The 21,576-nt window shown below is 71.9% G+C and carries 26 protein-coding genes; 15 read left to right on the top strand and 11 right to left on the bottom strand.

Annotated features, from left to right (window positions below; all coding sequences use genetic code 11):
* Window positions 1–467: 467 nt before the first annotated feature.
* Window positions 468–2,762: a xanthine dehydrogenase family protein molybdopterin-binding subunit gene (locus ABD317_RS09175; RefSeq protein WP_344289295.1), complete on the top strand. Its 2,295-nt coding sequence runs from the start codon at window positions 468–470 to the stop codon at window positions 2,760–2,762.
* A gap of 106 nt (window positions 2,763–2,868) precedes the next feature.
* Here ABD317_RS09175 and ABD317_RS09170 read toward each other — a convergent pair whose 3' ends face one another.
* Window positions 2,869–3,693, bottom strand: a complete 825-nt coding sequence (locus ABD317_RS09170) for a hypothetical protein (RefSeq protein WP_344289294.1) — start codon at window positions 3,691–3,693, stop codon at window positions 2,869–2,871.
* A gap of 113 nt (window positions 3,694–3,806) precedes the next feature.
* Between ABD317_RS09170 and ABD317_RS09165 the strand changes: the two genes are divergently transcribed.
* On the top strand, window positions 3,807–4,055 hold the full coding sequence (locus tag ABD317_RS09165) for an SCO4226 family nickel-binding protein (protein ID WP_027754349.1): 249 nt from the start codon (window positions 3,807–3,809) through the stop codon (window positions 4,053–4,055).
* A 46-nt stretch (window positions 4,056–4,101) separates the two neighbouring features.
* On the opposite strand, the gene ABD317_RS09160 is transcribed toward ABD317_RS09165, so the two are convergent.
* Window positions 4,102–4,401: a hypothetical protein gene (locus ABD317_RS09160; RefSeq protein ID WP_344289293.1), complete on the bottom strand. Its 300-nt coding sequence runs from the start codon at window positions 4,399–4,401 to the stop codon at window positions 4,102–4,104.
* A 187-nt stretch (window positions 4,402–4,588) separates the two neighbouring features.
* Here ABD317_RS09160 and ABD317_RS09155 point away from each other — a divergent pair, with 187 nt between their 5' ends.
* The 6 genes from ABD317_RS09155 (at window position 4,589) to ABD317_RS09130 (ending at window position 10,371) form a co-directional block, all read left to right on the top strand.
* Window positions 4,589–6,088 carry an MFS transporter gene (locus tag ABD317_RS09155; protein WP_344289292.1) on the top strand — a complete coding sequence of 500 codons (1,500 nt, stop codon included), beginning with the start codon at window positions 4,589–4,591 and terminating at the stop codon, window positions 6,086–6,088.
* A gap of 24 nt (window positions 6,089–6,112) precedes the next feature.
* Window positions 6,113–6,316 carry a ribbon-helix-helix domain-containing protein gene (locus ABD317_RS09150; RefSeq protein ID WP_027754347.1) on the top strand — a complete coding sequence of 68 codons (204 nt, stop codon included), beginning with the start codon at window positions 6,113–6,115 and terminating at the stop codon, window positions 6,314–6,316.
* A 3-nt stretch (window positions 6,317–6,319) separates the two neighbouring features.
* Window positions 6,320–6,739 carry a type II toxin-antitoxin system death-on-curing family toxin gene (locus ABD317_RS09145; RefSeq protein WP_344289291.1) on the top strand — a complete coding sequence of 140 codons (420 nt, stop codon included), beginning with the start codon at window positions 6,320–6,322 and terminating at the stop codon, window positions 6,737–6,739.
* A 145-nt stretch (window positions 6,740–6,884) separates the two neighbouring features.
* Complete coding sequence (locus ABD317_RS09140) at window positions 6,885–8,675, top strand: DEAD/DEAH box helicase (RefSeq protein ID WP_344289298.1); 1,791 nt, start codon at window positions 6,885–6,887, stop codon at window positions 8,673–8,675.
* Window positions 8,676–8,859: 184 nt separating this feature from the next.
* The gene (locus tag ABD317_RS09135) at window positions 8,860–9,507 is read left to right on the top strand and encodes a hypothetical protein (RefSeq protein ID WP_344289289.1); all 648 of its coding nucleotides are present in this window, start codon (window positions 8,860–8,862) and stop codon (window positions 9,505–9,507) included.
* 222 nt (window positions 9,508–9,729) lie between these two features.
* Window positions 9,730–10,371, top strand: a complete 642-nt coding sequence (locus ABD317_RS09130) for a GyrI-like domain-containing protein (RefSeq protein WP_344289288.1) — start codon at window positions 9,730–9,732, stop codon at window positions 10,369–10,371.
* Between the two features lie 85 nt (window positions 10,372–10,456).
* Here the strand turns inward: ABD317_RS09130 and ABD317_RS09125 are convergent, their stop codons facing one another.
* Together ABD317_RS09125 and ABD317_RS09120 are read right to left on the bottom strand one after the other, a co-directional pair.
* Window positions 10,457–11,308, bottom strand: a complete 852-nt coding sequence (locus ABD317_RS09125) for a hypothetical protein (protein WP_344289287.1) — start codon at window positions 11,306–11,308, stop codon at window positions 10,457–10,459.
* Between the two features lie 219 nt (window positions 11,309–11,527).
* A complete protein-coding gene (locus tag ABD317_RS09120) occupies window positions 11,528–12,037 on the bottom strand; it encodes a DinB family protein (protein ID WP_344289286.1) in 510 nt (169 codons plus the stop codon).
* Window positions 12,038–12,523: 486 nt separating this feature from the next.
* Between ABD317_RS09120 and ABD317_RS09115 the strand changes: the two genes are divergently transcribed.
* Together ABD317_RS09115 and ABD317_RS09110 are read left to right on the top strand one after the other, a co-directional pair.
* Window positions 12,524–12,901 (top strand): ArsR/SmtB family transcription factor, encoded by a 378-nt coding sequence (locus ABD317_RS09115; protein ID WP_344289285.1) that lies wholly within the window; start codon window positions 12,524–12,526, stop codon window positions 12,899–12,901.
* Window positions 12,898–13,440, top strand: a complete 543-nt coding sequence (locus tag ABD317_RS09110) for an SRPBCC family protein (protein WP_344289284.1) — start codon at window positions 12,898–12,900, stop codon at window positions 13,438–13,440. Before ABD317_RS09115 ends, ABD317_RS09110 begins: the two co-directional genes overlap by 4 nt.
* A 386-nt stretch (window positions 13,441–13,826) precedes the next feature.
* On the opposite strand, the gene ABD317_RS09105 is transcribed toward ABD317_RS09110, so the two are convergent.
* The gene (locus ABD317_RS09105; protein WP_344289283.1) at window positions 13,827–14,390 is read right to left on the bottom strand and encodes a dihydrofolate reductase family protein; all 564 of its coding nucleotides are present in this window, start codon (window positions 14,388–14,390) and stop codon (window positions 13,827–13,829) included.
* 140 nt (window positions 14,391–14,530) lie between these two features.
* The gene (locus tag ABD317_RS09100) at window positions 14,531–14,881 is read right to left on the bottom strand and encodes a winged helix-turn-helix transcriptional regulator (RefSeq protein ID WP_344289282.1); all 351 of its coding nucleotides are present in this window, start codon (window positions 14,879–14,881) and stop codon (window positions 14,531–14,533) included.
* Between the two features lie 73 nt (window positions 14,882–14,954).
* On the opposite strand from ABD317_RS09100, the gene ABD317_RS09095 reads away from it, so the two are divergent.
* The 3 genes from ABD317_RS09095 to ABD317_RS09085 all read left to right on the top strand — a co-directional run bounded on the left by ABD317_RS09095 (window position 14,955) and on the right by ABD317_RS09085 (window position 16,860).
* Complete coding sequence (locus ABD317_RS09095; RefSeq protein ID WP_344289281.1) at window positions 14,955–15,644, top strand: NADPH-dependent F420 reductase; 690 nt, start codon at window positions 14,955–14,957, stop codon at window positions 15,642–15,644.
* A 187-nt stretch (window positions 15,645–15,831) separates the two neighbouring features.
* Window positions 15,832–16,404, top strand: coding sequence for a COG4315 family predicted lipoprotein (locus ABD317_RS09090; protein WP_344289280.1), 573 nt, complete (start codon window positions 15,832–15,834; stop codon window positions 16,402–16,404).
* Window positions 16,405–16,500: 96 nt separating this feature from the next.
* Window positions 16,501–16,860, top strand: coding sequence for a RidA family protein (locus ABD317_RS09085; protein WP_344289279.1), 360 nt, complete (start codon window positions 16,501–16,503; stop codon window positions 16,858–16,860).
* Between the two features lie 432 nt (window positions 16,861–17,292).
* On the opposite strand, the gene ABD317_RS09080 is transcribed toward ABD317_RS09085, so the two are convergent.
* Window positions 17,293–17,493 (bottom strand): helix-turn-helix transcriptional regulator, encoded by a 201-nt coding sequence (locus ABD317_RS09080; protein ID WP_344289278.1) that lies wholly within the window; start codon window positions 17,491–17,493, stop codon window positions 17,293–17,295.
* Window positions 17,493–17,903: a hypothetical protein gene (locus ABD317_RS09075; RefSeq protein WP_344289277.1), complete on the bottom strand. Its 411-nt coding sequence runs from the start codon at window positions 17,901–17,903 to the stop codon at window positions 17,493–17,495. The genes ABD317_RS09080 and ABD317_RS09075 overlap by 1 nt, the downstream gene beginning before the upstream one ends.
* A gap of 231 nt (window positions 17,904–18,134) precedes the next feature.
* Here ABD317_RS09075 and ABD317_RS09070 point away from each other — a divergent pair, with 231 nt between their 5' ends.
* Window positions 18,135–18,578, top strand: coding sequence for a GNAT family N-acetyltransferase (locus ABD317_RS09070; protein ID WP_344289276.1), 444 nt, complete (start codon window positions 18,135–18,137; stop codon window positions 18,576–18,578).
* Window positions 18,579–18,773: 195 nt separating this feature from the next.
* On the opposite strand, the gene ABD317_RS09065 is transcribed toward ABD317_RS09070, so the two are convergent.
* The gene (locus ABD317_RS09065) at window positions 18,774–19,391 is read right to left on the bottom strand and encodes a TetR/AcrR family transcriptional regulator (RefSeq protein WP_344289275.1); all 618 of its coding nucleotides are present in this window, start codon (window positions 19,389–19,391) and stop codon (window positions 18,774–18,776) included.
* A 118-nt stretch (window positions 19,392–19,509) separates the two neighbouring features.
* Between ABD317_RS09065 and ABD317_RS09060 the strand changes: the two genes are divergently transcribed.
* Window positions 19,510–20,424, top strand: a complete 915-nt coding sequence (locus ABD317_RS09060; RefSeq protein WP_344289274.1) for an alpha/beta fold hydrolase — start codon at window positions 19,510–19,512, stop codon at window positions 20,422–20,424.
* Window positions 20,425–20,495: 71 nt separating this feature from the next.
* Here ABD317_RS09060 and ABD317_RS09055 read toward each other — a convergent pair whose 3' ends face one another.
* Both ABD317_RS09055 and ABD317_RS09050 read right to left on the bottom strand, forming a co-directional pair.
* Window positions 20,496–20,702 carry a DUF397 domain-containing protein gene (locus ABD317_RS09055; RefSeq protein ID WP_344289273.1) on the bottom strand — a complete coding sequence of 69 codons (207 nt, stop codon included), beginning with the start codon at window positions 20,700–20,702 and terminating at the stop codon, window positions 20,496–20,498.
* A complete protein-coding gene (locus tag ABD317_RS09050) occupies window positions 20,699–21,541 on the bottom strand; it encodes a helix-turn-helix domain-containing protein (protein WP_344289272.1) in 843 nt (280 codons plus the stop codon). Before ABD317_RS09050 ends, ABD317_RS09055 begins: the two co-directional genes overlap by 4 nt.
* Window positions 21,542–21,576 lie beyond the last annotated feature (35 nt).

The following is a 21,576-nucleotide window of genomic DNA, read 5'->3' as shown; positions in this document are numbered from 1 at the left end:
CGCCGCGGGCGCCGCCGAACTCGCCCGGATCCCGCAGCAGGCCGCCCCCGGCGAGGGCGGCGCCCACCCCGCCCCCGACGGCCTCCGCATGCCGCCGCCCCGCCCGCCGACCCCCGGAGAGGGAGGCCCCCGATGACCCCCTCCCCGGAGCACACCGCGACGGCCGCGCTCTCCGCGTGTGCGGGGGCCGGCCCCGGCGGGCGGCGCTCGCCGGGCCGCCGGTGTCGGAGCGCTCCCCGCACCCGCGGGGATCTTCCCCCGGCCGTCAGTCTCCTCCCGGCGGCCGGTCCGCGGTCCCCGCGCCGGCGCGGCCGTCCCATAGCCCCGGCTCCGCTCCCCGCGCATGCGGGGGTGGACCGCGAACGCGGGCCGCGGGCCCCCGCTACGCGGGGCCGCCGGCCTCACGCGGACGGGCCGGTCCCCGAGGACTTCCGCAACCGCCTTCTCCCCAGGAGGGAATCCGCGCCGTGAATCCTTCCCAGCAGCGCACCGCCCCGCCCTCCGCGACGACCGCCGTCCCCCCCGGCGCCCCGGAGGGACACGGCATCGGCGCGTCCCTCACCGCCGCCGACCTCGTCCCCAAGACCGAGGGCACCTTCCCGTACGCCGCCGACCTGTGGGCCGAGGGCCTCCTCTGGGCCGCGCTGCACCGCTCCCCGCACGCTCACGCCCGTATCGTCTCCGTCGACACCTCCGCCGCCGAGGCCATGCCCGGCGTCCGCGTCGTCGTCACCCACCGCGACCTGCCCGACGGCGCCGCCCACGGCCGCGGCGTCCGCGACCGGCCCGTCTTCGCCCACGACGTCGTACGGCACCACGGCGAGCCCGTCGCCGCCGTCGCCGCCGACCATCCCGACACCGCGCGGCTCGCCGCCGCCGCCATCGCCGTCGAGTACGAGATCCTCGATCCCGTCACCGACCCCCAGGCCGCCTTCGAGGCCGACCCCCTGCACCCCGACGGCAACCTGATCCGGCACATCCCGCTGCGCTACGGCGATCCGCAGGCCAGCGGCGAGGTCGTCGTCGAGGGCATGTACCGCATCGGCCGCCAGGACCCCGCCCCCATCGGCGCCGAGGCCGGCCTCGCCGTGCCGCGGCCCGACGGCGGCGTGGAGATCTACGCCGCCGCCACCGACCCGCACGCCGTCCGCGACCAGGTCTCCGCCTGCCTGGGCCTCGCCCAGGACCGGGTCAAGGTCGTCGTCACCGGCGTCCCCGGCGCTACCGGCGACCGCGAGGACGGCTCCATGCAGCTGCCCCTCGGGCTGCTCGCGCTGCGCACCGGCTCGCCCGTGAAGCTGCTCGCCACCCGCGAGGAGTCGTTCCTCGGCCACGCCCACCGCCACCCCACCCTCCTGCGCTATCGGCACCACGCCGACGCCCGCGGCAAGCTGGTCAAGGTCGAGGCGCAGATCCTCATGGACGGCGGCGCCTACGCCGACACCTCCGCCGAGGCCCTCGCCGCCGCGGTGTCCTTCTCCTGCGGCCCGTACGTCGTCCCGCACGCGTTCGTCGACGGCTGGGTGGTCCGTACGAACAACCCGCCCTCCGGCCACGTCCGCGGCGAGGGCGCCATGCAGGTCTGCGCCGCGTACGAGGGGCAGATGGACAAGCTCGCCGCCGCCCTCGGCATGGACCCCGCCGAGCTGCGCGCCCGCAACGTCATGGCCACCGGCGACCTGCTGCCCACCGGCCAGACCGTCACCTGCCCGGCGCCCGTCGCCGAACTGCTCACCGCCGTACGGGAGGCGCCACCGCCGCCCGCGGCGGAGACCCTGCTGCCCGGCGGCCCCGAGGGCGCGGGCGAGCCGGAGGTCGTCCGCCGCGGCGTCGGCTACGGGCTGGGCATGGTGCACATGCTCGGCGCCGAGGGCGCCGACGAGGTGGCCACCGCGACCGTGCGGGTCAGCGGCGGCGTCGCCACCGTCATCTGCGCGGCCGTCGAGACCGGCCAGGGCTTCGCCACCCTGGCCCGGCAGATCGTGCAGGAGGTGCTCGGCGTCGACGAGGTGCACACCGCGCCCGTCGACACCGACCAGCCCGCCGCCGGGCCCGCCTGCCACGGCCGGCACACCTGGGTCTCGGGCGGCGCGGTGGAGCGGGCCGCGAAGATGGTCCGTACGCAGCTGCTGCAGCCGCTGGCGCAGAAGTTCGGGATGTCCGCGGAGCTGCTGACGATCGCCGACGGCAAGATCACGTCGTACGACGGCGTGCTGTCGACGACGGTCGCGGAGGCGCTGGAGGGCAAGGAGCTGTGGGCCACGGCGCAGTGCCGGCCGCACCCGACGGAGCCGCTGGACGCGGGCGGGCAGGGCGACGCGTTCGTGGGCCTGGCGTTCTGCGCGGTGCGCGCGGTGGTGGACGTGGACGTGGAGCTGGGCGCGGTGCGGGTGGTGGAGATGGCCGTCGCGCAGGACGTCGGCAAGGTCCTCAACCCGCGGCAGCTCGCGGCCCGTATCGAGGCGGGCGTCACGCAGGGCGTGGGCGCGGCGCTGATGGAGAACCTCCGGACGAACAAGGGCATCGTCCGCCGCCCCGACTTCACCGGCTACCCGCTGCCCACGGCGCTCGACGCGCCCGACGTGCGGATCGTGAAGCTGGTCGAGGAGCGGGACGTGGTGGCGCCGTTCGGCGCGAAGGCGGCGAGCGCGGCGCCGGTGGTCACCTCGCCGGCGGCGGTCGCGGCGGCGGTGCGGGCGGCGACGGGCCGGCCGGTGAGCCGGCTGCCGATCCGGCCGCAGTCGGCGGCGGTGCAGCAGTAGGCGAGCAGGCCGTGCGGCGGGCGCCGACCGGGGAGGGCCGTACGCGGACGTCCACGAGCGTCCCGGACCGGGGCCGGGCGTGCCCCGCGAACTGCCCCGCCGAGGGTCACGCGGGCGGCGGCGGAGGGCCGTCCCCGTCCCTGCCCCCGTCTTGGTCCCCGCCCCCGTCCCCGTCTCGGTCCTGCTGCCGGGGCCGGCTGGGCGCGCCGGCGATGGCGTTCTCGAAGCGGGTGCGCAGGCCGCTCCAGCGGGCGTCGTGGCGGGCCGCGCGGCGGGTGGCGCGGGCGAGCTTGTGCGGCCGGCTCGCGTAGAAGCGGTGCGCCCAGGGCGACCGGGGACGGGCCAGGCGGATCGCGCTGACCGCCCCCACCAGGGGGATGACCACGCCGAGCACGCCCATACGGAACTTGCCCTTGGCGAAGGCGACCACGGCGATGAGGGTGCCGACGACGATGTTGACCGCCCACAGGAGCACCCCCTGCTCCTGCGGCCCTCCTCGGTCGTCCATGTCGAAGGGGGACGAGCCGATCAGCACCATGCCGACGACCACCACCGTCAGCACGGTGACCTCGACCGAGGCGCGGCCCTGCTCGCTCCAGTAGACGTCGTGCAGGTGGACGATCAGGGCGAACTCGTCGAGCACCAGACCCGTGCCCACGCCGAACACGACGGCGGCCACGGACTCGGCGACCACGCCTCCCTCCACGAAGATCGCCCCGAACCCTCCGATCACCATGAGGACGACTCCCGGCACCACGTGGTGGATGTGCATCCCGCCGGGGCTGACGTTCCGGAACGGCCCCCGGCCGGCGCGGATCATGCGGGTGATGCCGCGGGTGACGAGGAAGGTGACCACCAGGGCCGCCAGGGCCAGCAGCGGGGGTACCCGCCCGGTGTCGACCGTGGTGAGGGTGAGCCGGCCGTCGCCCATGCCGCGTCTGCACCTTTCGCCTGGACTCGGGTGTCTTCCGGGTGGTTGCTCGGCGGGTGCGCTGCCGATGCCGGGTGCACTATGGAAGTACCGGCGATCGGAGGTGCATGATCATGGCCGAGTTCATGGACGTTCACCACGGGATGAAGGGGATCACCAGCGAGCAACTGCAGGAAGCGCACCGCGCGGATCTGGCCGTCCAGGGCGAGGAAGGGGTGCGTTTCAAGCAGGCCTGGGCGGATCCTCGGTCCGGCGAGGTCTACTGCCTGTCGGAGGCGCCGTCGGCGGAGGCGGTGATGCGCGTTCACGAGCGCGCCGGCCACCCGGCGGACGAGATCCATCCGGTGCCGCTCACGGCCTGACGCCGCCCGGCGCGGAGATACGCGCGGGCCGAACGCGCGTCAGCGGTCAGCTCGATCCGTACTTCTTCTGCAGGCCGCCCTGAACGTCCTCGAAGTTCATCACGGGCGTGTAGGTCACCTTGGCGCCGAGTTCCTGGAAGAGCGGTTCGGCGACGGAGGGCATGTCGGACGGCTCCTTCAGGTCGAAGACGATGAACGCGGTGCGCACCCCGTCCTTCGCCCCGAAGTACGCGCTCTCCGGCTTGACCTGTTCGAGTAGCGACGCCATCGTCTTGGGGAGCGTATTGTCCATGATCGCCCGGTTCGCCTTCTCGGTGTCCAACTGAGCGGTCAGCAGCACCCTCATGGTCTTTCCACCTCTCGTTGACTACGGGGCACGCCCCCGTGCCCACCCGTCGATCGTCATCGCGGCGCCGGGGCCGCGCATCCCGAGTGGGCCAGTGGGCGTACGCGCGGGCCTAGGTCCAACGGCGTAGCGGCGGACCGACCACCGACAGGCGCGGGTGTCGGTGTCGGGCCATACCCTGCTGGTCATGGCCAGCCTCGAATCGCGAGACGCCGACGCCGGCACCGGCGACACCGGCGACACCGGCGACACCGGCGACAGCAGCGCCGACGGCGCGGCGGGCGCGCCCGAGGGCGTGCTGCGGCGTCCGTACCGGGCGCTCAGCGTCGGCATCGTCACCGTCGTCCTGCTCATCGCGTTCGAGGCCACCGCCGTGGGCACCGCGATGCCCGCCGCCGCACACGACCTGGACGGCATCGGGCTCTACGCCTACGCCTTCTCCGCCTTCTACACCACCGCCCTGTTCGCCATGGTCTTCTCCGGCCAGTGGTGCGACCGCAGCGGGCCGCTGCACCCGCTGACCGCCGGGATCGGCGCGTTCGCCGCGGGGCTGCTCATATCCGGCACCGCGCAGGCCATGTGGGCGTTCGTCGCCGGCCGGGCCGTGCAGGGGCTCGGGGGCGGGCTCGTCATCGTCGCGCTGTACGTGACCGTCAGCCGGGCGTACCCGGAGCGGCTGCGGCCTGCGATCCTGGCGGCGTTCGCCGCGTCATGGGTGGTGCCGTCCGTCGTGGGGCCGCTCGCGGCCGGGGGCGTCACCGAGCACCTGGGGTGGCGCTGGGTCTTCCTCGGCATACCGCCGCTGGTCGTCGTGCCGCTCGCCGTTGCGCTCCCCGCCATCCGCCGGCGCGCCCGCGGCCCCGTCGACCCCGCCGCGCCCCCCGCCCTCGACCGGCGCCGCATCCGGCTGGCGCTGGCCATCGCCGCCGGCGGCGGCCTGCTGCAGTACGCGGGCCAGGACCTGCGCTGGCTCTCGCTGCTCCCCGCGCTGGCCGGTGTCGCGCTGCTCGTCCCCGCGGTGCGCGTGCTGCTGCCGCGCGGCACGTACGTCGCCGCACGCGGGCTGCCGACCGTCGTGCTGATGCGCGGCATCGCGGCGGGGTCGTTCATCGCCGCGGAGAGCTTCGTGCCGCTGATGCTGGTCACCCAGCGCGGGTTGTCCGTGACCGAGGCCGGCATGTGCCTGGCGGTCGGCGGCGGGACCTGGGCGCTGGGCTCCTGGACGCAGGCCCGGCCGCGGCTGGACCCGTACCGTGTCCGGCTCGTCCGCATCGGCATGGTGCTGACCGCCACGGCGATCGCGACCGCGCCGCTGGTGCTGGTGGAGTCGCTGCCGGTGTGGATCGTCGCCGTCGAGTGGGCCTTCGGCTGCTACGGGATGGGGATGGCCATCTCCGGTACGAGCGTGCTGCTCCTGAAGCTGTCCGCCCCCGAGGAGGCGGGCACCAACTCCGCGGCCCTGCAGCTCTCCGACAGCCTCGCCAACGTCGTCCTGCTGGCCGTCGCCGGCGTCGTCTTCGCCGCCCTCGGCGGCGCCGCCGTCGGCCACGGCGCACTCGACGCGGGCGGCGCGGCCCGGCCGGGTGCGTTCGTGGCGGTGATGCTGCCGATGGCGGCGGTCGCACTGGTCGGCGCGGCGGTGGCGGGACGCCTGCGGGCACCCGGGGCACAGCAGGTACCGCATTGATACGAAGAGCGGTACCATTGTGGTATGGCCATGAACCTGAGGCTGCCGGACGACCTCCAGGAGGCGCTGAAGGAGCGCGCCGACGAGGAGGGCCGAAGCATGCACGCCATAGTGCTGGTGGCGATCGAGCGCTATCTGACCGAAGAGGCTGACCGGGCCACGGTCCGCAAGCTGGGGGCGAAGTACGCCACGAACCACGCGGATCTGCTCCGGAGGCTGGGGGAGTAGCGCGTGAAGTACCTGACGGTCCAGGAAGCCCTGGACCTGGCAGAACTTGCCTGCGCCGGACAGCGCGTGGTGGTACGGGACCTGGGGCTGCTCACCTCGGCGCTGGGACGGCCGCAGTCGCAGATGTTCGGCATCGAGGCCTATCCCGGCCTGGTGGAGAAGGCCGCGGCGCTGTTGCAGTCCCTCACGACCAACCACCCGCTCGTCGACGGCAACAAGCGCACCGCCTGGATGTGCACCGTCGTGTTCCTCGACATCAACGGGGTGGACATGCTGGACATCGACCAGGACCGGGCCTTCGACCTCGTCATCGACATCGCGGCCGGCAAGACCGAGGATGTCGCCGTGATCGCGGCGGAGTTGCGGGCCCTGCGCCGGGACGGCCAGGACGAAACGGGCGGCCCGCGACCGGGCTTCGTGTGAATCTCGTCTCGTCCGGCGCCCCGGGAGTGGCGTGCGGTGCGGCGGTAGGCTGACGCGGTTGCCGCTGCCGGAGTGGCTGTCGGCGACCGGACCGTACGACCGCCCGACCGCCGACCGCCCGACCGCGAACGACCCCCCGGAGACCGTGAGCACCACCTCTCATCACCTCTCACCGGCCTTCCCCGGCCGTGCCCCCTGGGGCACCGCCGGCAAGCTGCGCGCCTGGCAGGAAGCGGCCATGGACCGCTATCTGCAGTCCCAGCCCCGCGACTTCCTCGCCGTCGCCACCCCCGGCGCCGGCAAGACCACCTTCGCGCTCACCCTCGCCTCCTGGCTGCTCCACCACCACGTCGTCCAGCAGATCACCGTCGTCGCGCCCACCGAGCACCTCAAGACCCAGTGGGCCGAAGCCGCCGCCCGCATCGGCATCCGCCTCGACCCCGAGTACAGCGCCGGACCGGTCGGCAGGAACTACCACGGCGTCGCCGTCACCTACGCCGGCGTGGGCGTGCGGCCGATGCTGCACCGCAACCGCTGCGAGCAGCGCAAGACGCTCGTCATCCTCGACGAGATCCACCACGCCGGCGACTCCCGCTCCTGGGGCGAGGCGTGCCTGGAGGCGTTCGAGCCCGCGACCCGGCGGCTCGCGCTCACCGGCACCCCGTTCCGCTCCGACACCAACCCCATCCCCTTCGTCGTCTACGAAGAGGGCGACGACGGCATCCGCCGCTCCTCCGCCGACTACACCTACGGCTACGGCAACGCCCTCGGCGACGGCGTCGTCCGCCCCGTCATCTTCCTCTCCTACAGCGGCAACATGCGCTGGCGCACCAAGGCCGGCGACGAGATCGCCGCCCGCCTCGGCGAGCCGATGACCAAGGACGCCACCGCCCAGGCCTGGCGCACCGCCCTCGACCCCCGCGGCGACTGGATGCCCAACGTCCTCGCCGCCGCCGACCGCCGCCTCACCGAGATCCGCCGCGGCATCCCCGACGCCGGCGGCCTCGTCATCGCCGCCGACCAGGACTCCGCCCGCGCCTACGCCAAGCTCCTCAAGGAGATCACCGGCCACCGCGCCACCGTCGTCCTCTCCGACGACGCGGGCTCGTCGAAGCGCATCGAGGAGTTCACGGCCTCGCAGGACCGGTGGATGGTCGCGGTGCGGATGGTGTCGGAGGGCGTGGACGTGCCGCGGCTGGCGGTCGGGGTGTACGCCACGACCATCTCGACGCCGCTGTTCTTCGCGCAGGCGGTGGGCCGGTTCGTACGCTCCCGGCGGCGCGGCGAGACCGCGTCCGTGTTCCTGCCGACGATCCCCGCGCTGCTCGGCTTCGCGCACGAGATGGAGGTCGAGCGCGACCACGTCCTCGACAAGCCGAAGCGGGAGGGCGAGGAGGACCCGTACGCGGAGAGCGAGAAGGAGCTGGCGGAGGCGAACCGGCAGGGCGACGAAGCAGACGCAGACACCGGCGACCAGGACGAGCTGCCCTTCGAGGCGCTGGAGTCGGACGCGGTCTTCGACCGGGTCGTCTACGAGGGCGCCGAGTTCGGCATGCAGGCCCACCCGGGCAGCGAGGAGGAGCAGGACTACCTCGGCATCCCCGGGCTGCTGGAGCCGGACCAGGTGCAGCTGCTGCTGCAGAAGCGGCAGGCGCGGCAGATCGCGCACAGCCGGAAGAAACCGGCGGACGAGGCGGACCTGCTGGAGCTGCCCGCCGACCGGCGGCCCGTGGTCACGCACCGGGAGTTGATGGAGCTGCGGAAGGAGCTGAACTCCCTGGTCGGGGCGTACGTCCACCAGAGCGGCAAGCCGCACGGGGTGATCCACACGGAGCTGCGCCGCGTGTGCGGTGGGCCGCCGAGCGCGGAGGCGACGCCGGGGCAGATCCGGCAGCGGATAGCCAAGGTGCGCGAGTGGGCGACGCGGATGAAGTGAGCGGGGAAACCGTCGTTGGGCACGGGGCCGGCTGGTGGGCGTACTGCACCCCCGAGGTCATGGGGGAGCCGCGGCTGCTTCCCCCGCAGCAGGGCGCGGGTCCTCCCCGTGACGGATGTTCGCGATACCCCTCCGGGGCATAGTGGTCGCTGTCCAGCAGCCGATCGCACCGCAGGAGCCCGGGATGTTGCTGATCGAGGTCTTCGTACCCAAAGGCGTGCTCGGAGAGGAGGAGCGGCAGGCGCTCGGACGCCGGCTCATCGACACGCTGATGGTCGAGGACGACAGCCACGCCATCGAGGTCCTCGAAGCCCAGCGCACCGTCACGCAGGTGCTGGTGCACGAGCCCGCCGCCTGGGTCCTCGGCCAGCGGCCGGCGGCCGACCCGGCGGATCCGCCGCGCTACCTGGTGCGGGTCACCGTGCCGGCGTCCTGGCGCAAGGAGATGTCCGAGTACACGGTGAAGATCGTCACGGACGTGCTGGCGGAGAGTGAGCGGGCCGGGGGCCGCGACCCCGGCCGGCTGCGGCGCGAACCGCACGCGGTCGTCCTGGTGGAGGGCGTCAGCGAGGGCAGCGTCGGCTTCGGCGGAAGGGTGATGAGCAGCCTGGACCTCACCGAGTTCGTCTCCCGGACGTACCGCCACGGAGCGGCCGCCCGGCCCGCGCCGGAACCGCCGCGGGGACAACTGGTCGACCCGGTCTGCGGCATGGCCGTGGACCTCGACGACGCCGCGCTGACGCTCGTGCACGAGGGGGTGCTGTACGGCTTCTGCCACGGCATGTGCCGGCGGTCCTTCGCCGACGAGCACGGGGTGTCGCTGAGCGGATAGCGGTTCCCCGTGGGGCGGCCCGTGTTCGTCCCCCCCCGCCCCGGCACGAGCGTCACCGGCGCACAGCTCGCCGCCGCCAACGCCGGGTTCCAGTCGCCGGGCCTGCCCGTCAGGGACGGACCGGGCGTGGCGCTACGTGATCGACAACCCCTTCGGCACGGCGGCGGGCGGCGGCGCGGCGAGCGGCACGGACTGTCACACCCGCGGTCTACTCTGATCCGGATGCCTGCCTCGGACAGCAAGTACGACGTCAAGCGTGCGCTCAAGCAGTTCTACGCGCCGACGAACACCGACTGGGCGCTCGTCGACGTACCGCCGCAGCGCTTCATCGCCGTCGACGGCCGGGGCGACCCCAACACCAGCGCCGACTACACCCACGCGGTCGAGGCGCTGTACGCGGTCGCGTACACGATCAAGTTCGGCAGCAAGCGCACCCTGGGACGCGACTTCGTCGTCGGCCCGCTCGAAGGGCTGTGGTGGTCCGACCGCCCGGAGGTGTTCGTCACGCGCGAGAAGACCGCGTGGCAGTGGCGCATGCTCGTCAGCCTGCCCGACTGGATCACGGACGAGTCGGTGGCGGAGGCCAGCCGGACCGTGCTGGCGAAGAAGGGCCCCGCCGCGCTCCCCGCGCTGCCCGGCCTCCGCCCCGAGACCCTGCACGAGGGCACCAGCGCCCAGCTCCTGCACGTCGGCCCGTACGACGACGAGGGGCCGGCGCTGGCCCGGCTCCATGGCGAGTACCTGGCGGCCAACGGCCTGCGGATGACCGGGCACCACCACGAGGTCTACCTCAGCGACCCGCGCCGTGTCCGGCCGGAGAGGCTGAGGACGGTGCTCAGACAGCCGGTCGCGCCGGTGGGCTGACGGGGGGAGCGTGGGGTCGGGCGGGCGGGTCGGGTTCGGAGGTCAGCAGCGTAGGTCGGGGGGCGGCGTAGGTCGGGGGCGTAGGTCAGGAGCGGAGGAGGGCGGTGGCCCGGCCGGTGACGGGGTCGCGCTCCAGGACGACGTACCGGCCCAGGACGGCGAGGGCGACGACGCAGGCGCCCATCTCCAGCCCTTCCTCCACGAGGGTGCCGAGCATGAGCGTGAGGCTGTAGTCGTTCTTGTGCGCCCAGCCGTTGAACGCCTCGACCACCAGCGCGCCCCCCAGGTACACCCCCAGCGCACCCAGCAGCCCCCACCGCAGATCCCGCGGCAGTCGCCGCGCCCACAGCACGGCGCACACGGTGCCCGCCGCGGCGAGGATCGCCCCGGGCAGCACCCAGGCGTGCGACGGGAGCGCGACCCCGGCCGTCTCCTTCCACGACTTGCCGACCTCGCCGAGGCGCTCGTGGAGCGAGACGGTCTCGTCGATGCTGAGGAGGGCGGTGGCGGCGGCGAGGCCGAGCCACGACAGCCGCCCGGGCCGGTCGTTGCGCCGGGTGAGCAGCGCGGCGGCGAGGGCGACGCCGGCGACGGCGAGGAGGAGGGTGCTGTTCCACCAGGTGGCGAGGTTGGCTTCGAGGTCGACGTTGAGCATTCTGCGGACGCTGGGGATGTCCTTGTAGGCGTTGATGCCGCGCGATCCGAGGTCGGCGGCGAGGACCGCGACGGTGATGCCCCCGGCTCCCCGGACCACCCAGCGCGTACCGCCGGGGGTGGTGTGGTCGGTGGTGCGGGCGGTGCTTCGGGCCGTGTCGGCGGTGCAGGCGGGCTCGCCGTCGTCACCGGCTTCGGGGGCAGCCCCGGTCGGGGACGCGGATGAGGCGGGGTCGCCGCCGGCATCGTCCGCGCCCGGCTGGTGGATGTGAAGGTCGGTCATAGTGGCGGAGATTAACGGCCCGGCCCGGGAGCGAACTGCCCGGGGTGCCCTTGTATGAATTGGTTCTGACGTCTCCTTCATTCATGAGGTGAACTACACCCTCCGCCGACAGAAAGTCAGACGACGAGCATGAAAGCCCGCTTCGTCCGCGCGCCGCCGCTCGACCGGTTGCGTACGGAGCGGAGCCCTGCCCGCCTGCACCGCTACCGCCAGGTGGGTTCAGGCGCCCACGGTGCCGTCGATGCCCTCGCGCAGGAAGTCCGCGTGCCCGTTGTGCCGGCCGTACTCCAGGAGGACGTGCACCATCACCATCCGCAGCGACACGTCCTGGCCCCACCGGGGCTGAAACCCGGTCCGGTCGAGGGAATCCGCCTCGCGCTCGATGCGGCGCGAGCGCCACACCTCGGCCTGCCAGGCGGTGAACGCCTCGTCGCGGGTGGAGGCGCCGGCGTCGTACGCGGCCTGGAAGTCGACCTCGTCGGACCAGACCATGGGCGCGTCGCTGTCCTCGAAGACCCGACGGAACCAGGCGCGCTCGACCTCGGCCATGTGCCGTACGAGACCGAGCAGGGAGAGGGCGGACGGCGGCATGGACTGCTGTCGTAGTTGGTCGTCGGTGAGTCCTTCGCACTTCATGGCGAGGGTGGCGCGGTGGTAGTCGAGGAATGCCCGCAGGGTGTCGCGTTCGCTCCCGGAACGGGGTGGGGCGGGGCGGTTGTCGGTGGTCATGGGCGTGCTTTCTGGGCGGGGGATGCAGGCCAGTATGCAGGCTGGGCGCGGGGGTGATCCCGCGGTGCGGTGCGGGGTGACGTGCCGTGTGCGGTGTGGCGTGCGGCGTTGAGGCGCCGTCACGGCGCGGCACGGGGGAGGCACTGTTACCGGGCGGGGGCGCTCCGTGGCCGGGTGGGCCGGACGGGTCGGTGCTGAGACCTGCGGAGCCGTGGCCCTGACCGGCGATACGGCCTCCCGGGGGTCCAGGCCGGCTCCGGATGCCGCTCGGTGCCCTCGTGTCCTTCCAGCAGCGTCGCGTAGCGCGGCGGCAGTCCCTCGACGTACGCGACGGCCGCCCGGGGCGGCACCGGCCAGTCGTAGCCCCAGTCCCGGCAGGGGTTTCCGTACAGGCTTGCACCCCAGAGATCCATGGGCCGCCAGCTTATCGGGGAGCCGGTCGAGTATTCCTTGACGGTTATATTCCTCTACGGGCATGCTGGGCGTATGGACGTCGCCGTGTGGAGCGCACTCGCTGACCCGACCCGGCGCGCGATCCTCGGCCTCCTGCTGGAGGGCCCGCGCTCGGTCGGCGAGCTGGTCGAGGCGTGCGGCCTGAGCCAGCCGGGCACGTCGAAGCATCTGCGGGTGCTGCGCGAGGCGGGCCTGGTCCGGGTCGAGCGGGACGCGCAGCGCAGGCTCTACGCGCTCGAACCTGCCCCGATGGCCGAACTGGACGCCTGGCTGGCGCCGTACCGGCGGCTGTGGAACAGCAGCCTCGACGCGCTGGGCCGGCGGCTGGACGCCGGCAGCGAGGACCCGCACCAAGACGGCGCCGCAGGGCGCCGGGACACCGAGAAACGGAAAGGGCCTGAGCAACCATGATCACCACGGACTCCGGCAGCTACCTCCAGCTCGACGACGGCCGCCCCGCGGTCCGCTTCGAGCGGGTCTACGACCATCCCGTCGAAAAGGTCTGGTCGTTGGTCACCGAACCGGCCGAACTCGCCCACTGGTTCCCCTCCCCGAACGTCACCATCGACCTCACCCTGGGCGGCGCCGTCACCTTCGCCGGCGATCCCCACCTCCCGGACGCCCAGTCGACCGGCCGGATCACCGCCCTCGCCGCGAACCGCCTGCTGGCCTTCACCTGGGCCGGCGACGAGCTGGTCTTCGAACTGGAACCGCTCGGCGACCACCGGACCCGGTTCACGCTCACCAACGTGCTGCAGGCCCGGGACACCGCGGCCCGCAACGCCGCAGGCTGGCAGATCTGCCTCTCCGCGCTCGACGCGCGCGCCGAGCGGCGGCCGGACGAGGGGCCGCACCACGGTCCGACCGTCCAGTGGGAGCAGCTCTACGACGAGTACGTCGCAGCCGGTCTGCCCTCCGGTGCTCCCATCCCCGGGAAGGACTCGGCATAGCACGTCGAGAAGGCTGGCCACAGCCGCTCGTTGATGGCGGCGACGAGGACAGTTGCCGGTAGCCCGCGCTTTGTCAGAGGGGGCTCATACCCTGGGGCGGGTGTGCGGGGAATCGGGACGCGGGACGCGGGCGCCGACGCCGGACGCGGGGGCGTGCCGGGGCCGGGCCCCTCGACGCTTGCTCGCCGACGGGCGGTGGGTCACAGCACCGGGCGGAGGCGTCGGGCCGAGGCCGCGGCCGGGACCGCGGCCGGGACCGCGGCCGGGACCGAAGACGGAGGCCTCGCCGGACCTCACCCCTCCCCGGCCGGGGCCGTCCGGTTGGGGAACACGGCGCCGGGAGACCCTAGGGCGCCCGAAGCCCCCGCCGATCCGGCGTCGAGCGCTCAGCGCTTGGCCTCGTACCTGGTCAGCAGCACCTCGTCGGGGAACGTCCGGGTCTCCACCAGGCTCAGGTTCACCCAGTTGTCCAGGGCTGTGAAGAACGGTGTGCCGCCGCCCACCAGGACCGGATGCGTGACGGTCACGTACTCGTCGATCAGCCCGGCCCGCATGGCCGCCGCGGCGAGTGTGGCACCGCCGATGTCCATGGGGCCGCCGTCCTCGGCCTTGAGCCGGGTGATCTCGGTGACCGCGTCACCGGTGACCAGCCGGGTGTTCCAGTCGACCGTGGTGGTCGTAGAGGAGAACACCACCTTCGGCATGTCCCGCCAGCGGCCGGCGTACTCGATCGTCGCCGGTGTGGCATCCGGCTGCTTGCCGGCGGTCGGCCAGTGGGAACTCATCGTCTCCCACAGCCTGCGCCCGTACAGCGCCTGGCCCGTCCTGCCCACCCGGTCGGACCACCACTGGAACAGCTCGTCGCTCGGCACGCTCCAGTCCAGGTTGTCGCCGGGCGCGGCGATGTAGCCGTCCAGGCTCATGTTCATGGCGAAGGTCAGTTTCCGCACGGCGTCAGCCTCCCGCGAGTCGGTATTCCGGGTACAGACCGGCACGGCGCGGAAAAATCATCGGTCAGGCCACACGGAGGGCCGGTCGAGGCCGGTCGAGGCCTCGACCGCCATGCCGAGCGGATGCCGCGTAGGCGTCCTTACCCGCTCCCGGCCTCCTGTGCCGCCATGACCTCGTCGCCGTGCGCGAACGCCCACGCGCCGAACGCGCCGATCGGCTCCAGCAGCGTCCGGCCCAGGGCGGTCAGCCCGTACTCCACCCGCGGGGGCGCGCCGCCGTGCGCCTGCCGCTCGACCAGCCCGTTGAACTGCAGCCGCCGCAGCGTCTCGGTCAGGACCTTGGAGCTGATGCCCCCGATCTGTTCCCGTAGCTCCACCGGCCGTCTGGGGCCGTCGCGCAGTGCCCACAGCACCACGGCGTTCCACGTGTGAGAGAGCAGGTCGAAGGCGAGGCGGGCACGGCAGTCGGCGAGGAAGGCGTCGGTCGTCACGTACCAAATGGTGCCTGAACGACCTTCTAGCGTCGTCGTGAACGGTCGCGCAGGAACGGAAAGGACACGCGTGATGAGGATCGGCGTACTGGGCACGGGCAACATGGCCGACGCGCTCGCCACCCACTGGGTACGGGCCGGGCACCGGGTGACCATCGGAGGCCGGGACGTCCGCAGGGCGCGGCGCCTCGCGGCGCGCATCGGCGGCACCGCCACGGCCGGCGGCCTGCGTGCCGCGGCCGAGGCCGGCGAGGATGCGGTGCTGGTCGCGCTGCCCTTCGGGGCGGGGGCGGAGGTCGTACGGGACCTGCGCGCCGCCCTGGCCGGCAAGGCCCTCCTCGACTGCTCCAACCCCGTCGGGCCCGGCTTCCGACTGCTCACGGAATCAGGCCCCTCGGCCGCCCGGCAACTCGCCGCCGCCGCCCCCGGAGCCCACGTGGTCAAGGCGTTCAACCTCTGCCACGAAGACGTGTGGCGCATGCGCCCGCCCGTCTTCGACGGCCGCCCCCTGGCCGTTCCGCTCTGCGGCGACGACGAGACGGCCCTCGCCCGCGCACGCGAGCTGGTACGGGACACAGGCTGCGAACCCGTCGCCGGCGGCGGCCTCGAACAGGCCGGGCTCCTGGAAGCGACCGCCGCGCTGTTCATCACCCTCTGGGTCGGCGAGGGCGCGGACGCGCAGGCGATAGCACCGCCGCTGGCGTACGCGACCGGGCCCGCCGGCCACCGGGAGGGCGAAGGCGGTACGGAGGCATCGCGGTAAGGGCTCCGACTCCGAGCGCGCGACCCTGCGCGTCGGTGTCGTCGACGGCCTGGGCCGGGGACGGGCGCCGCCATCCGGGTGGATCTCGGGGGCGCAGAGGAAACCGTCCACCGCAGAAATCCCGCGGTCAGGGAACATGCACGCACCGGCCCCCGAGACATCGGGCCTGATGAGGTGTGGAGCTGTGATGAGGCGATACGGCCTGGCCGTCGTGGGAACGGCCGCGTTCATGACGATCACCGCCGCAAGCGGATGTTCCGACGACGACGGCGGTTCCGCGGCCTCGGCGTCGGCGCCGCCGTCGAGCAAGCAGTCGGCCACGCCGTCGACCAAGGCGTCGAGTGTGGCGCAGGACGACGACAAACGGGCCACCGTGAAGACCGAGTCGGTCGGCGACCTCGGCACCATCCTGGTCGACGCCAAGGGCCGCACCCTCTACCTGTTCGAGTCCGACGAGTCCACGGCCTCGACCTGCGACGACGACTGCGCCGAGGCCTGGCCGCCGCTGCTCACCTCGAAGGAGCCGGAGGCCGAGGGCTCGGCGAAGTCCAAGCTGCTGGACACGTCGGAGCGGCCCGACGGCAAGACCCAGGTCACGTACAACGACCACCCGCTCTACCGGTACGACGGCGACTCCGAGCCAGGCGATACCAACGGCCAGGGTCTCGATGAGTTCGGCGCGGAGTGGTTCGTCCTGGACGCCGACGGCGACAAGGTCGAGTCGGACGTGAACGGCGAGCAGGGCCCGCCGGGCTACTAAGCCCTGTCCGGTCGATCACGAGTCCGTTGATGTGGCCCGGGGACCGGGTCGGTTATCTCGATTGCCGTTGATCCGCAGAGCTGCAACGATCCACGTGTGATCACTCCTGGCCCGATAGTTCCCGACGGTGGTGGTTACCGTCACTCGTACGAGATCGCCGCTCCTGCACGCGTGGTCCACGTCTCCGGGCAGATTCCGGTGGCTCCGAGTGGCACGCTCCCACAGGGGTTTGCCGCACAGTGCCGTCAGGCATGGGGCAACCTGGCCGCAGCCCTGGCTCATCACAGAATGGGGCTGTCTGACCTGGTCAAGGTGACTACCTTCCTGTCGGACAGGGCGTACCGGGGGGAGAATTCCGCGATCCGGCGTGAGGTCCTCGGAGACCACGCTCCAGCTCTGACGGTCATCATCACGGGCATCTACGACGAGGCGTGGCTGCTGAGATCGAGGCTGTAGCCGCGCGGTAGATGTCCTTGCCGGTCGTGAGCGGAACCAGACGGTGACGGCTGCGACGGCGACGGTGCCGAGGAAGGCGTAGCCGCGCCTGCCATGCCGTGTGGCCACAGCCCGGGACTGCGCCAGCTTGTTGATGGTCCTTTCGACGGTGTTGCGCTTCTTGCATCGGTCCTTACCGAAGGCGGGTGGCCGTCCGCCGCGCGAGCCCTTGCGCAGGCGGAGGGCCTGGCTGTCGCTCTTCTCGGGGATGATGTGCCGGATGCCCGGCCTGCAGGTAGGTGAGCTGCGGCACGGGCCGTTGCCGTACGCCTTACGTCGGCCGAACACCGCCGATGCCCGCTCGTAGAGCGTCTTCCACGGCCCGTAGCGTTCCGGCAGGTCACGCCGCTGCACGCCGGTCCGCACCCGGTGCAGTCGAACAAGCCTTGAGTGTCACGCTTCGTCGTCCGGGTGGAAGACATCCTCGATCGTCCGGTCGAAGACACGTGCGATACGGAAGGCGAGCGGGAGGCTCGGGTCGAAGCGGCCGCGCTCGATCGAGATGACGGTCTGCCGCGAGACACCGAGTTCCTCCGCGAGACGCGCCTGGGACCACCCGCGCCCGGAGCGCAGGAACGCGAGTTCGTTGTCCATCAGCGGCTCCACCGCTTCTCGACCAGGTACCGGACAGCCGTGTCGAGCACCACGAGCGCGAGGACTCCGCTCAGCGCCGCGCTCGCGCTGACGTCCAGGTCCGCGAGGGTGACGGCAGCGAGAGCGATCCCGCAGGCCGCGAACGTATCGGTACACGCCCCGCTGGTGGCGCGCGTGAACCAGGCGGTCTCGACGTTCTCCTCCGCATGACGGTCGGAGAGGGCTGTGTGCTGGGAGACGAAGGCGAGCCACGACAGGGACAAGCACGGCCCCAGGGCCATGGTGGCGAAAACCCCGAAGGAGAGCATCTGGCTCCCCTCACGGAACAGTGCCGCCGCAGCACCGAAGGCTGCCGCCAGGGCCGCTCCCGCCACGACCGTGAGGGCGTAGGCGGAGGCCGGGGCCTTCACCCCGCCCGCCTTCTGTTAAGTGTGCTTGACAACATGACGGTGAGTAAAGCGCACGTGACATCGGGCGTCAAGTAAACTTGTCCCGCTGCGCGGTCGGCCCTGCATCCGACGCACCCGGGCACACATTCCCGTACCACGCGACTGAGCCGTCGCCCCTCGCTTCGACAAAAGTGGATCAAGGTCGCGGTAATCCGATGGTGCCGTGCCGGCCGCCCCGGGATACTCGGCGCGGTGACGATCCACGAAAACGGCTCCGGCCCGACGCTGACAACCGGCGAGCACGATGGTGAGCTGAGCGAGCGGCTGGAAAGAGAGCTGGTCGCCTTCAACACGACCGCCAGCGGCGCGGGCGACTACGGCTCGTTCTCGGTCAAGGTGGCCGATGGTGCGGGAGAACTGGTCGGTGGGCTCACCGCATGGACGTGGGGTGGCCTGTGCGGGATCTCGATGCTGTGGGTCCGCGAAGACTGCCGAATGGACGGATGGGGCAGCAAGATTCTGCTGGCAGCCGAGAAGGAAGCGCGGACGCGGGGCTGCGACCGTGTCGCGGTCTCCTCATTCACGTTTCAGGCGCCCGGCTTCTACCAGCACCACGGCTATACCGAGACGGGCCGGACCCTGGGCATCCCTGGAGGAAACGCGGACGTGCACATGTTCAAGTCGCTGACCGACTGAGCGTCCCGGCGCCCGCGGTAGCCATGCTGGTCATCGCGGAGAACCGCCGCTCGCGGCGCAAGGGCGCGGCGGTTCTGCCCGCCCTCCGGCTAGGACTTGTCCGGCGGATCTTGTGCCCCTCCTGGGCACCGCAAAAGCAGAGCGGCCATTGAGTGATCGGCAGGGTTCGGCGCGGCAGACAGGAAGGTGCGAGGCTCAGGAGCTGTCCGCGGCCCCGTCCAGCAGTGCCGTTGCCAGCGTGCGGGCGTGGGCCAGTCGGCTGCTGTCGCCCTCCAGGCCGGCCCGCGCCATCGCGCCCTCCAGCAGGAAGGACAGGTGCTCCGCCAGAGCGCTGGCCTCTCCGGGACGAGAGGGCAGCAGGTGTCCGAGGTGGCCGCCGATCAGTTCCTCGACTGTCTCCTTGTGGCGGCGTACGACCTCACGCCCGGCGTCCCCCAGGGGCAACTCGGCCGCCACGTTGAGCAGGCCGCAGCCGCGGAAACCGGTCTCCCGGGCGGCCTCCGCGCTATCGGCGTAGGTGTCGAAGACGGCCAGGACGGCTTCGCGAGGGCCCGCCGTCTCCTCCAGTCGTGTGCGGTATGCCGCGAGCCACTCCTTATGCCGGGCGTCGAGATAGGCCCTGACCAGCTCGGCCTTGGAGGAGAAGTTGTTGTACAGGCTTGTTTTGGCCACGCCGGCTTCGGCGATGATCGTGTCGATCCCGGTGGCCGTCACGCCGTCGGCATAGAAGCGGCGTGCTGCGGTCGCCAGCAGACGTTCCCGGGCCGGCCGCCGCCTGCCGACCGCCGCAGACCCCGTGTTGGTCTCGCTCATCCCTCACTCCCCGACGACGACGAACGGACAGTCTCCATCATGGCGCGCCACTCCACTAAATGAACAGACCTGTACATTTAATTGAGAAGGCGGAACTACCCAGTCAGGAGCCGACCGCATGAACTTCCTGCCCTGTGACCTGATCGTTGACGGAGTCCGCATCTCCTACCGCGACCGCGGCGCGAGCGAGCCGGTGGTGTTCGTCCACGGCACCCCCTCCCACTCGTACGAGTGGCGGAACGTTGTGCCGCACGTCGAGGCCGCCGGCCACCGGGCGATCACATACGACCTGCCGGGTTACGGGCGCTCCGAGCGTCCGGTGGACCGCGACACCTCTGTCGCCGCCCAGACGGATCTGCTGGCCGGCCTGCTCGACGCTCTGGACATCGAGCAGGCCGCCCTCGTCGCCCACGACATCGGCGGCGCCATCGGTCAGCGGTTCGCCGTTGCCCACCCCGAGCGGGTGCGGCGGCTGATGATCATCGACACGGTCAGCTACGACTCCTGGCCTTCCGAGACCTGGAGAAAGATCATCGAAGAGCAGCTGGAAGGACACATGCATCTGCAGCAGGAAGCGTTCGACGCCCTGCTCACCCGGCAGTTGGAGATGACGGTGGCCGACGGCGCAGCGACGATGACCGATGACGTCCTTGACGCGTACCTGGCGCCCCACCGGTCGGCGCTCGGCCGCGTCTCCTTCTTCGAGCACCAGGTGCGGCACTACGACTCCCGGTACACCGAGGAGATCGCCGACCAGCTTGGTTCCCTGACCATGCCGGTCCACATCCTCTGGGGCGAGCGCGACCAGTGGCAGCCCTTGGCCTATGCCCACCGGCTCGCCGAAGACATCCCCGGCGCCCGCCTCACGGTCGTCCCCGGGGCCGGACACTTCGTGATGGAGGACGCACCCGAGCGCGTCACGGCAGAGATCCTCGGTTTCCTTGCCGAGGAGGACTTGTCCGGCCGGTCGTGCACGGAGCCAGATGACGAGGGCCGCGGCGTTCGCGGTTCCGAGGAACCGGACAAGTCCTAGTCGGCGCCGTTCTCACGCCATGTCCGACGCCGTTTGTGCCCTCAGCTCCTCGTCGTTGATCAGTGTCGCGGTCAGAGGGTGCGGGCGTACGTGAGGAAGTCGGCCCAGGCGTCGGGGGTGAAGCGGAGTATGGGGCCCTCGGGGTCCTTCGAGTCGCGGACGTGGACGGTGCGGGGGGTGGGGGCGACTTCGATGCAGTCGCCGCCCTGCGGGCTGCTGTAGCTCGACTTGAACCAGGGCAACCCCGAGTTCTGGATCTCGGTATTGGCGATGCTCATAGCTCTCCTGCCACTTGCTCGATGAGGCGGACCGACTCCTCGGTGCCGAGGGCGAGGGCGCGCATTGCACCGTAACGGAGCCAGAAGGAACTGGTCTGTTCCCGGCCAGCCAGGGACGTCACACAACCTTGCGCTTCGGTGTAGACGAACTCCTGTCCGTCGGCTGTCTCCATCAGCACCATATGCCCGTTCAGACCACTGTGGACCGCACATGATGAGGGCATGACCTGGACCTCGACGTTGCGCAGCTTGGCGCTCTCCAGCAGGTGGCGGAGCTGCGCTCGCATCACCTCGTGGCCTCCCACCATGCGATGCAGCGTCGCCTCCTCGATGATGAAGGAGAACGTCACCATGGGCTTCTTGCGGGTGAGCAGCGCCTGCCGCGAGAGGCGTGCCGTCAACCACTGGTCGACCGTCTCGTCCTCAACGGGCGGGTAGGTGCTGCTGAGCACGGTTCTCGCATACTCCTCCGTCTGGAGAAGTCCCGGGACCGTGAACGGGTCGTATGAGAACCGGACCACCGCCTCCTTCTCCAGAGCCGCCAAGTCACGGAAGAACGTCGGCAACTGGGCGAGATCCACCTCCTCCTGCAACTCCCACAACACACCCCCCGCCTCCACCGCTTCCTCCGCCCGCCCCGTGAACTCCGCCCTCGCCGGGCGCCGTCCCTGCTCCACCGACGCGCAGTGGTCCTGCGAATACCTGATCCGCTCGGCCAACTCCTCCTGCGTCAGCTCCGCCTTCGTGCGGAAGAACTTCAGCAGCTTCCCGTACGCAACCCAACTGCCCGGCCTGTCGTCCTCGCTAGTGCGAGTCCCCCGGCGGCGGTTGTTCCCCATCTGTCCCACGCCCCTGTCTCGTCGTACGCGCGTGC

It is taken from the genome of Streptomyces synnematoformans (assembly GCF_039531005.1).
GTDB lineage: Bacteria > Actinomycetota > Actinomycetes > Streptomycetales > Streptomycetaceae > Streptomyces > Streptomyces synnematoformans.
This window is presented reverse-complemented; position numbering and strand designations above follow the sequence as displayed.

Excerpts from the sequence above, each read along its gene's own strand:
- ABD317_RS09170 (WP_344289294.1), bottom strand. The coding sequence starts at position 3,693 with ATGGGCGACGGCCGGCTCACCCTCACCACGGTCGACACCGGGCGGGTA.
- ABD317_RS09165 (WP_027754349.1), top strand. The coding sequence starts at position 3,807 with ATGGCCGAGTTCATGGACGTTCACCACGGGATGAAGGGGATCACCAGC.
- ABD317_RS09160 (WP_344289293.1), bottom strand. The coding sequence starts at position 4,401 with ATGAGGGTGCTGCTGACCGCTCAGTTGGACACCGAGAAGGCGAACCGG.
- ABD317_RS09155 (WP_344289292.1), top strand. The coding sequence starts at position 4,589 with ATGGCCAGCCTCGAATCGCGAGACGCCGACGCCGGCACCGGCGACACC.
- ABD317_RS09150 (WP_027754347.1), top strand. The coding sequence starts at position 6,113 with ATGGCCATGAACCTGAGGCTGCCGGACGACCTCCAGGAGGCGCTGAAG.
- ABD317_RS09135 (WP_344289289.1), top strand. The coding sequence starts at position 8,860 with ATGTTGCTGATCGAGGTCTTCGTACCCAAAGGCGTGCTCGGAGAGGAG.
- ABD317_RS09130 (WP_344289288.1), top strand. The coding sequence starts at position 9,730 with ATGCCTGCCTCGGACAGCAAGTACGACGTCAAGCGTGCGCTCAAGCAG.
- ABD317_RS09125 (WP_344289287.1), bottom strand. The coding sequence starts at position 11,308 with ATGACCGACCTTCACATCCACCAGCCGGGCGCGGACGATGCCGGCGGC.
- ABD317_RS09120 (WP_344289286.1), bottom strand. The coding sequence starts at position 12,037 with ATGACCACCGACAACCGCCCCGCCCCACCCCGTTCCGGGAGCGAACGC.
- ABD317_RS09115 (WP_344289285.1), top strand. The coding sequence starts at position 12,524 with ATGGACGTCGCCGTGTGGAGCGCACTCGCTGACCCGACCCGGCGCGCG.
- ABD317_RS09110 (WP_344289284.1), top strand. The coding sequence starts at position 12,898 with ATGATCACCACGGACTCCGGCAGCTACCTCCAGCTCGACGACGGCCGC.
- ABD317_RS09095 (WP_344289281.1), top strand. The coding sequence starts at position 14,955 with ATGAGGATCGGCGTACTGGGCACGGGCAACATGGCCGACGCGCTCGCC.
- ABD317_RS09090 (WP_344289280.1), top strand. The coding sequence starts at position 15,832 with ATGAGGCGATACGGCCTGGCCGTCGTGGGAACGGCCGCGTTCATGACG.
- ABD317_RS09080 (WP_344289278.1), bottom strand. The coding sequence starts at position 17,493 with ATGGACAACGAACTCGCGTTCCTGCGCTCCGGGCGCGGGTGGTCCCAG.
- ABD317_RS09065 (WP_344289275.1), bottom strand. The coding sequence starts at position 19,391 with ATGAGCGAGACCAACACGGGGTCTGCGGCGGTCGGCAGGCGGCGGCCG.
- ABD317_RS09060 (WP_344289274.1), top strand. The coding sequence starts at position 19,510 with ATGAACTTCCTGCCCTGTGACCTGATCGTTGACGGAGTCCGCATCTCC.
- ABD317_RS09055 (WP_344289273.1), bottom strand. The coding sequence starts at position 20,702 with ATGAGCATCGCCAATACCGAGATCCAGAACTCGGGGTTGCCCTGGTTC.
- ABD317_RS09050 (WP_344289272.1), bottom strand. The coding sequence starts at position 21,541 with ATGGGGAACAACCGCCGCCGGGGGACTCGCACTAGCGAGGACGACAGG.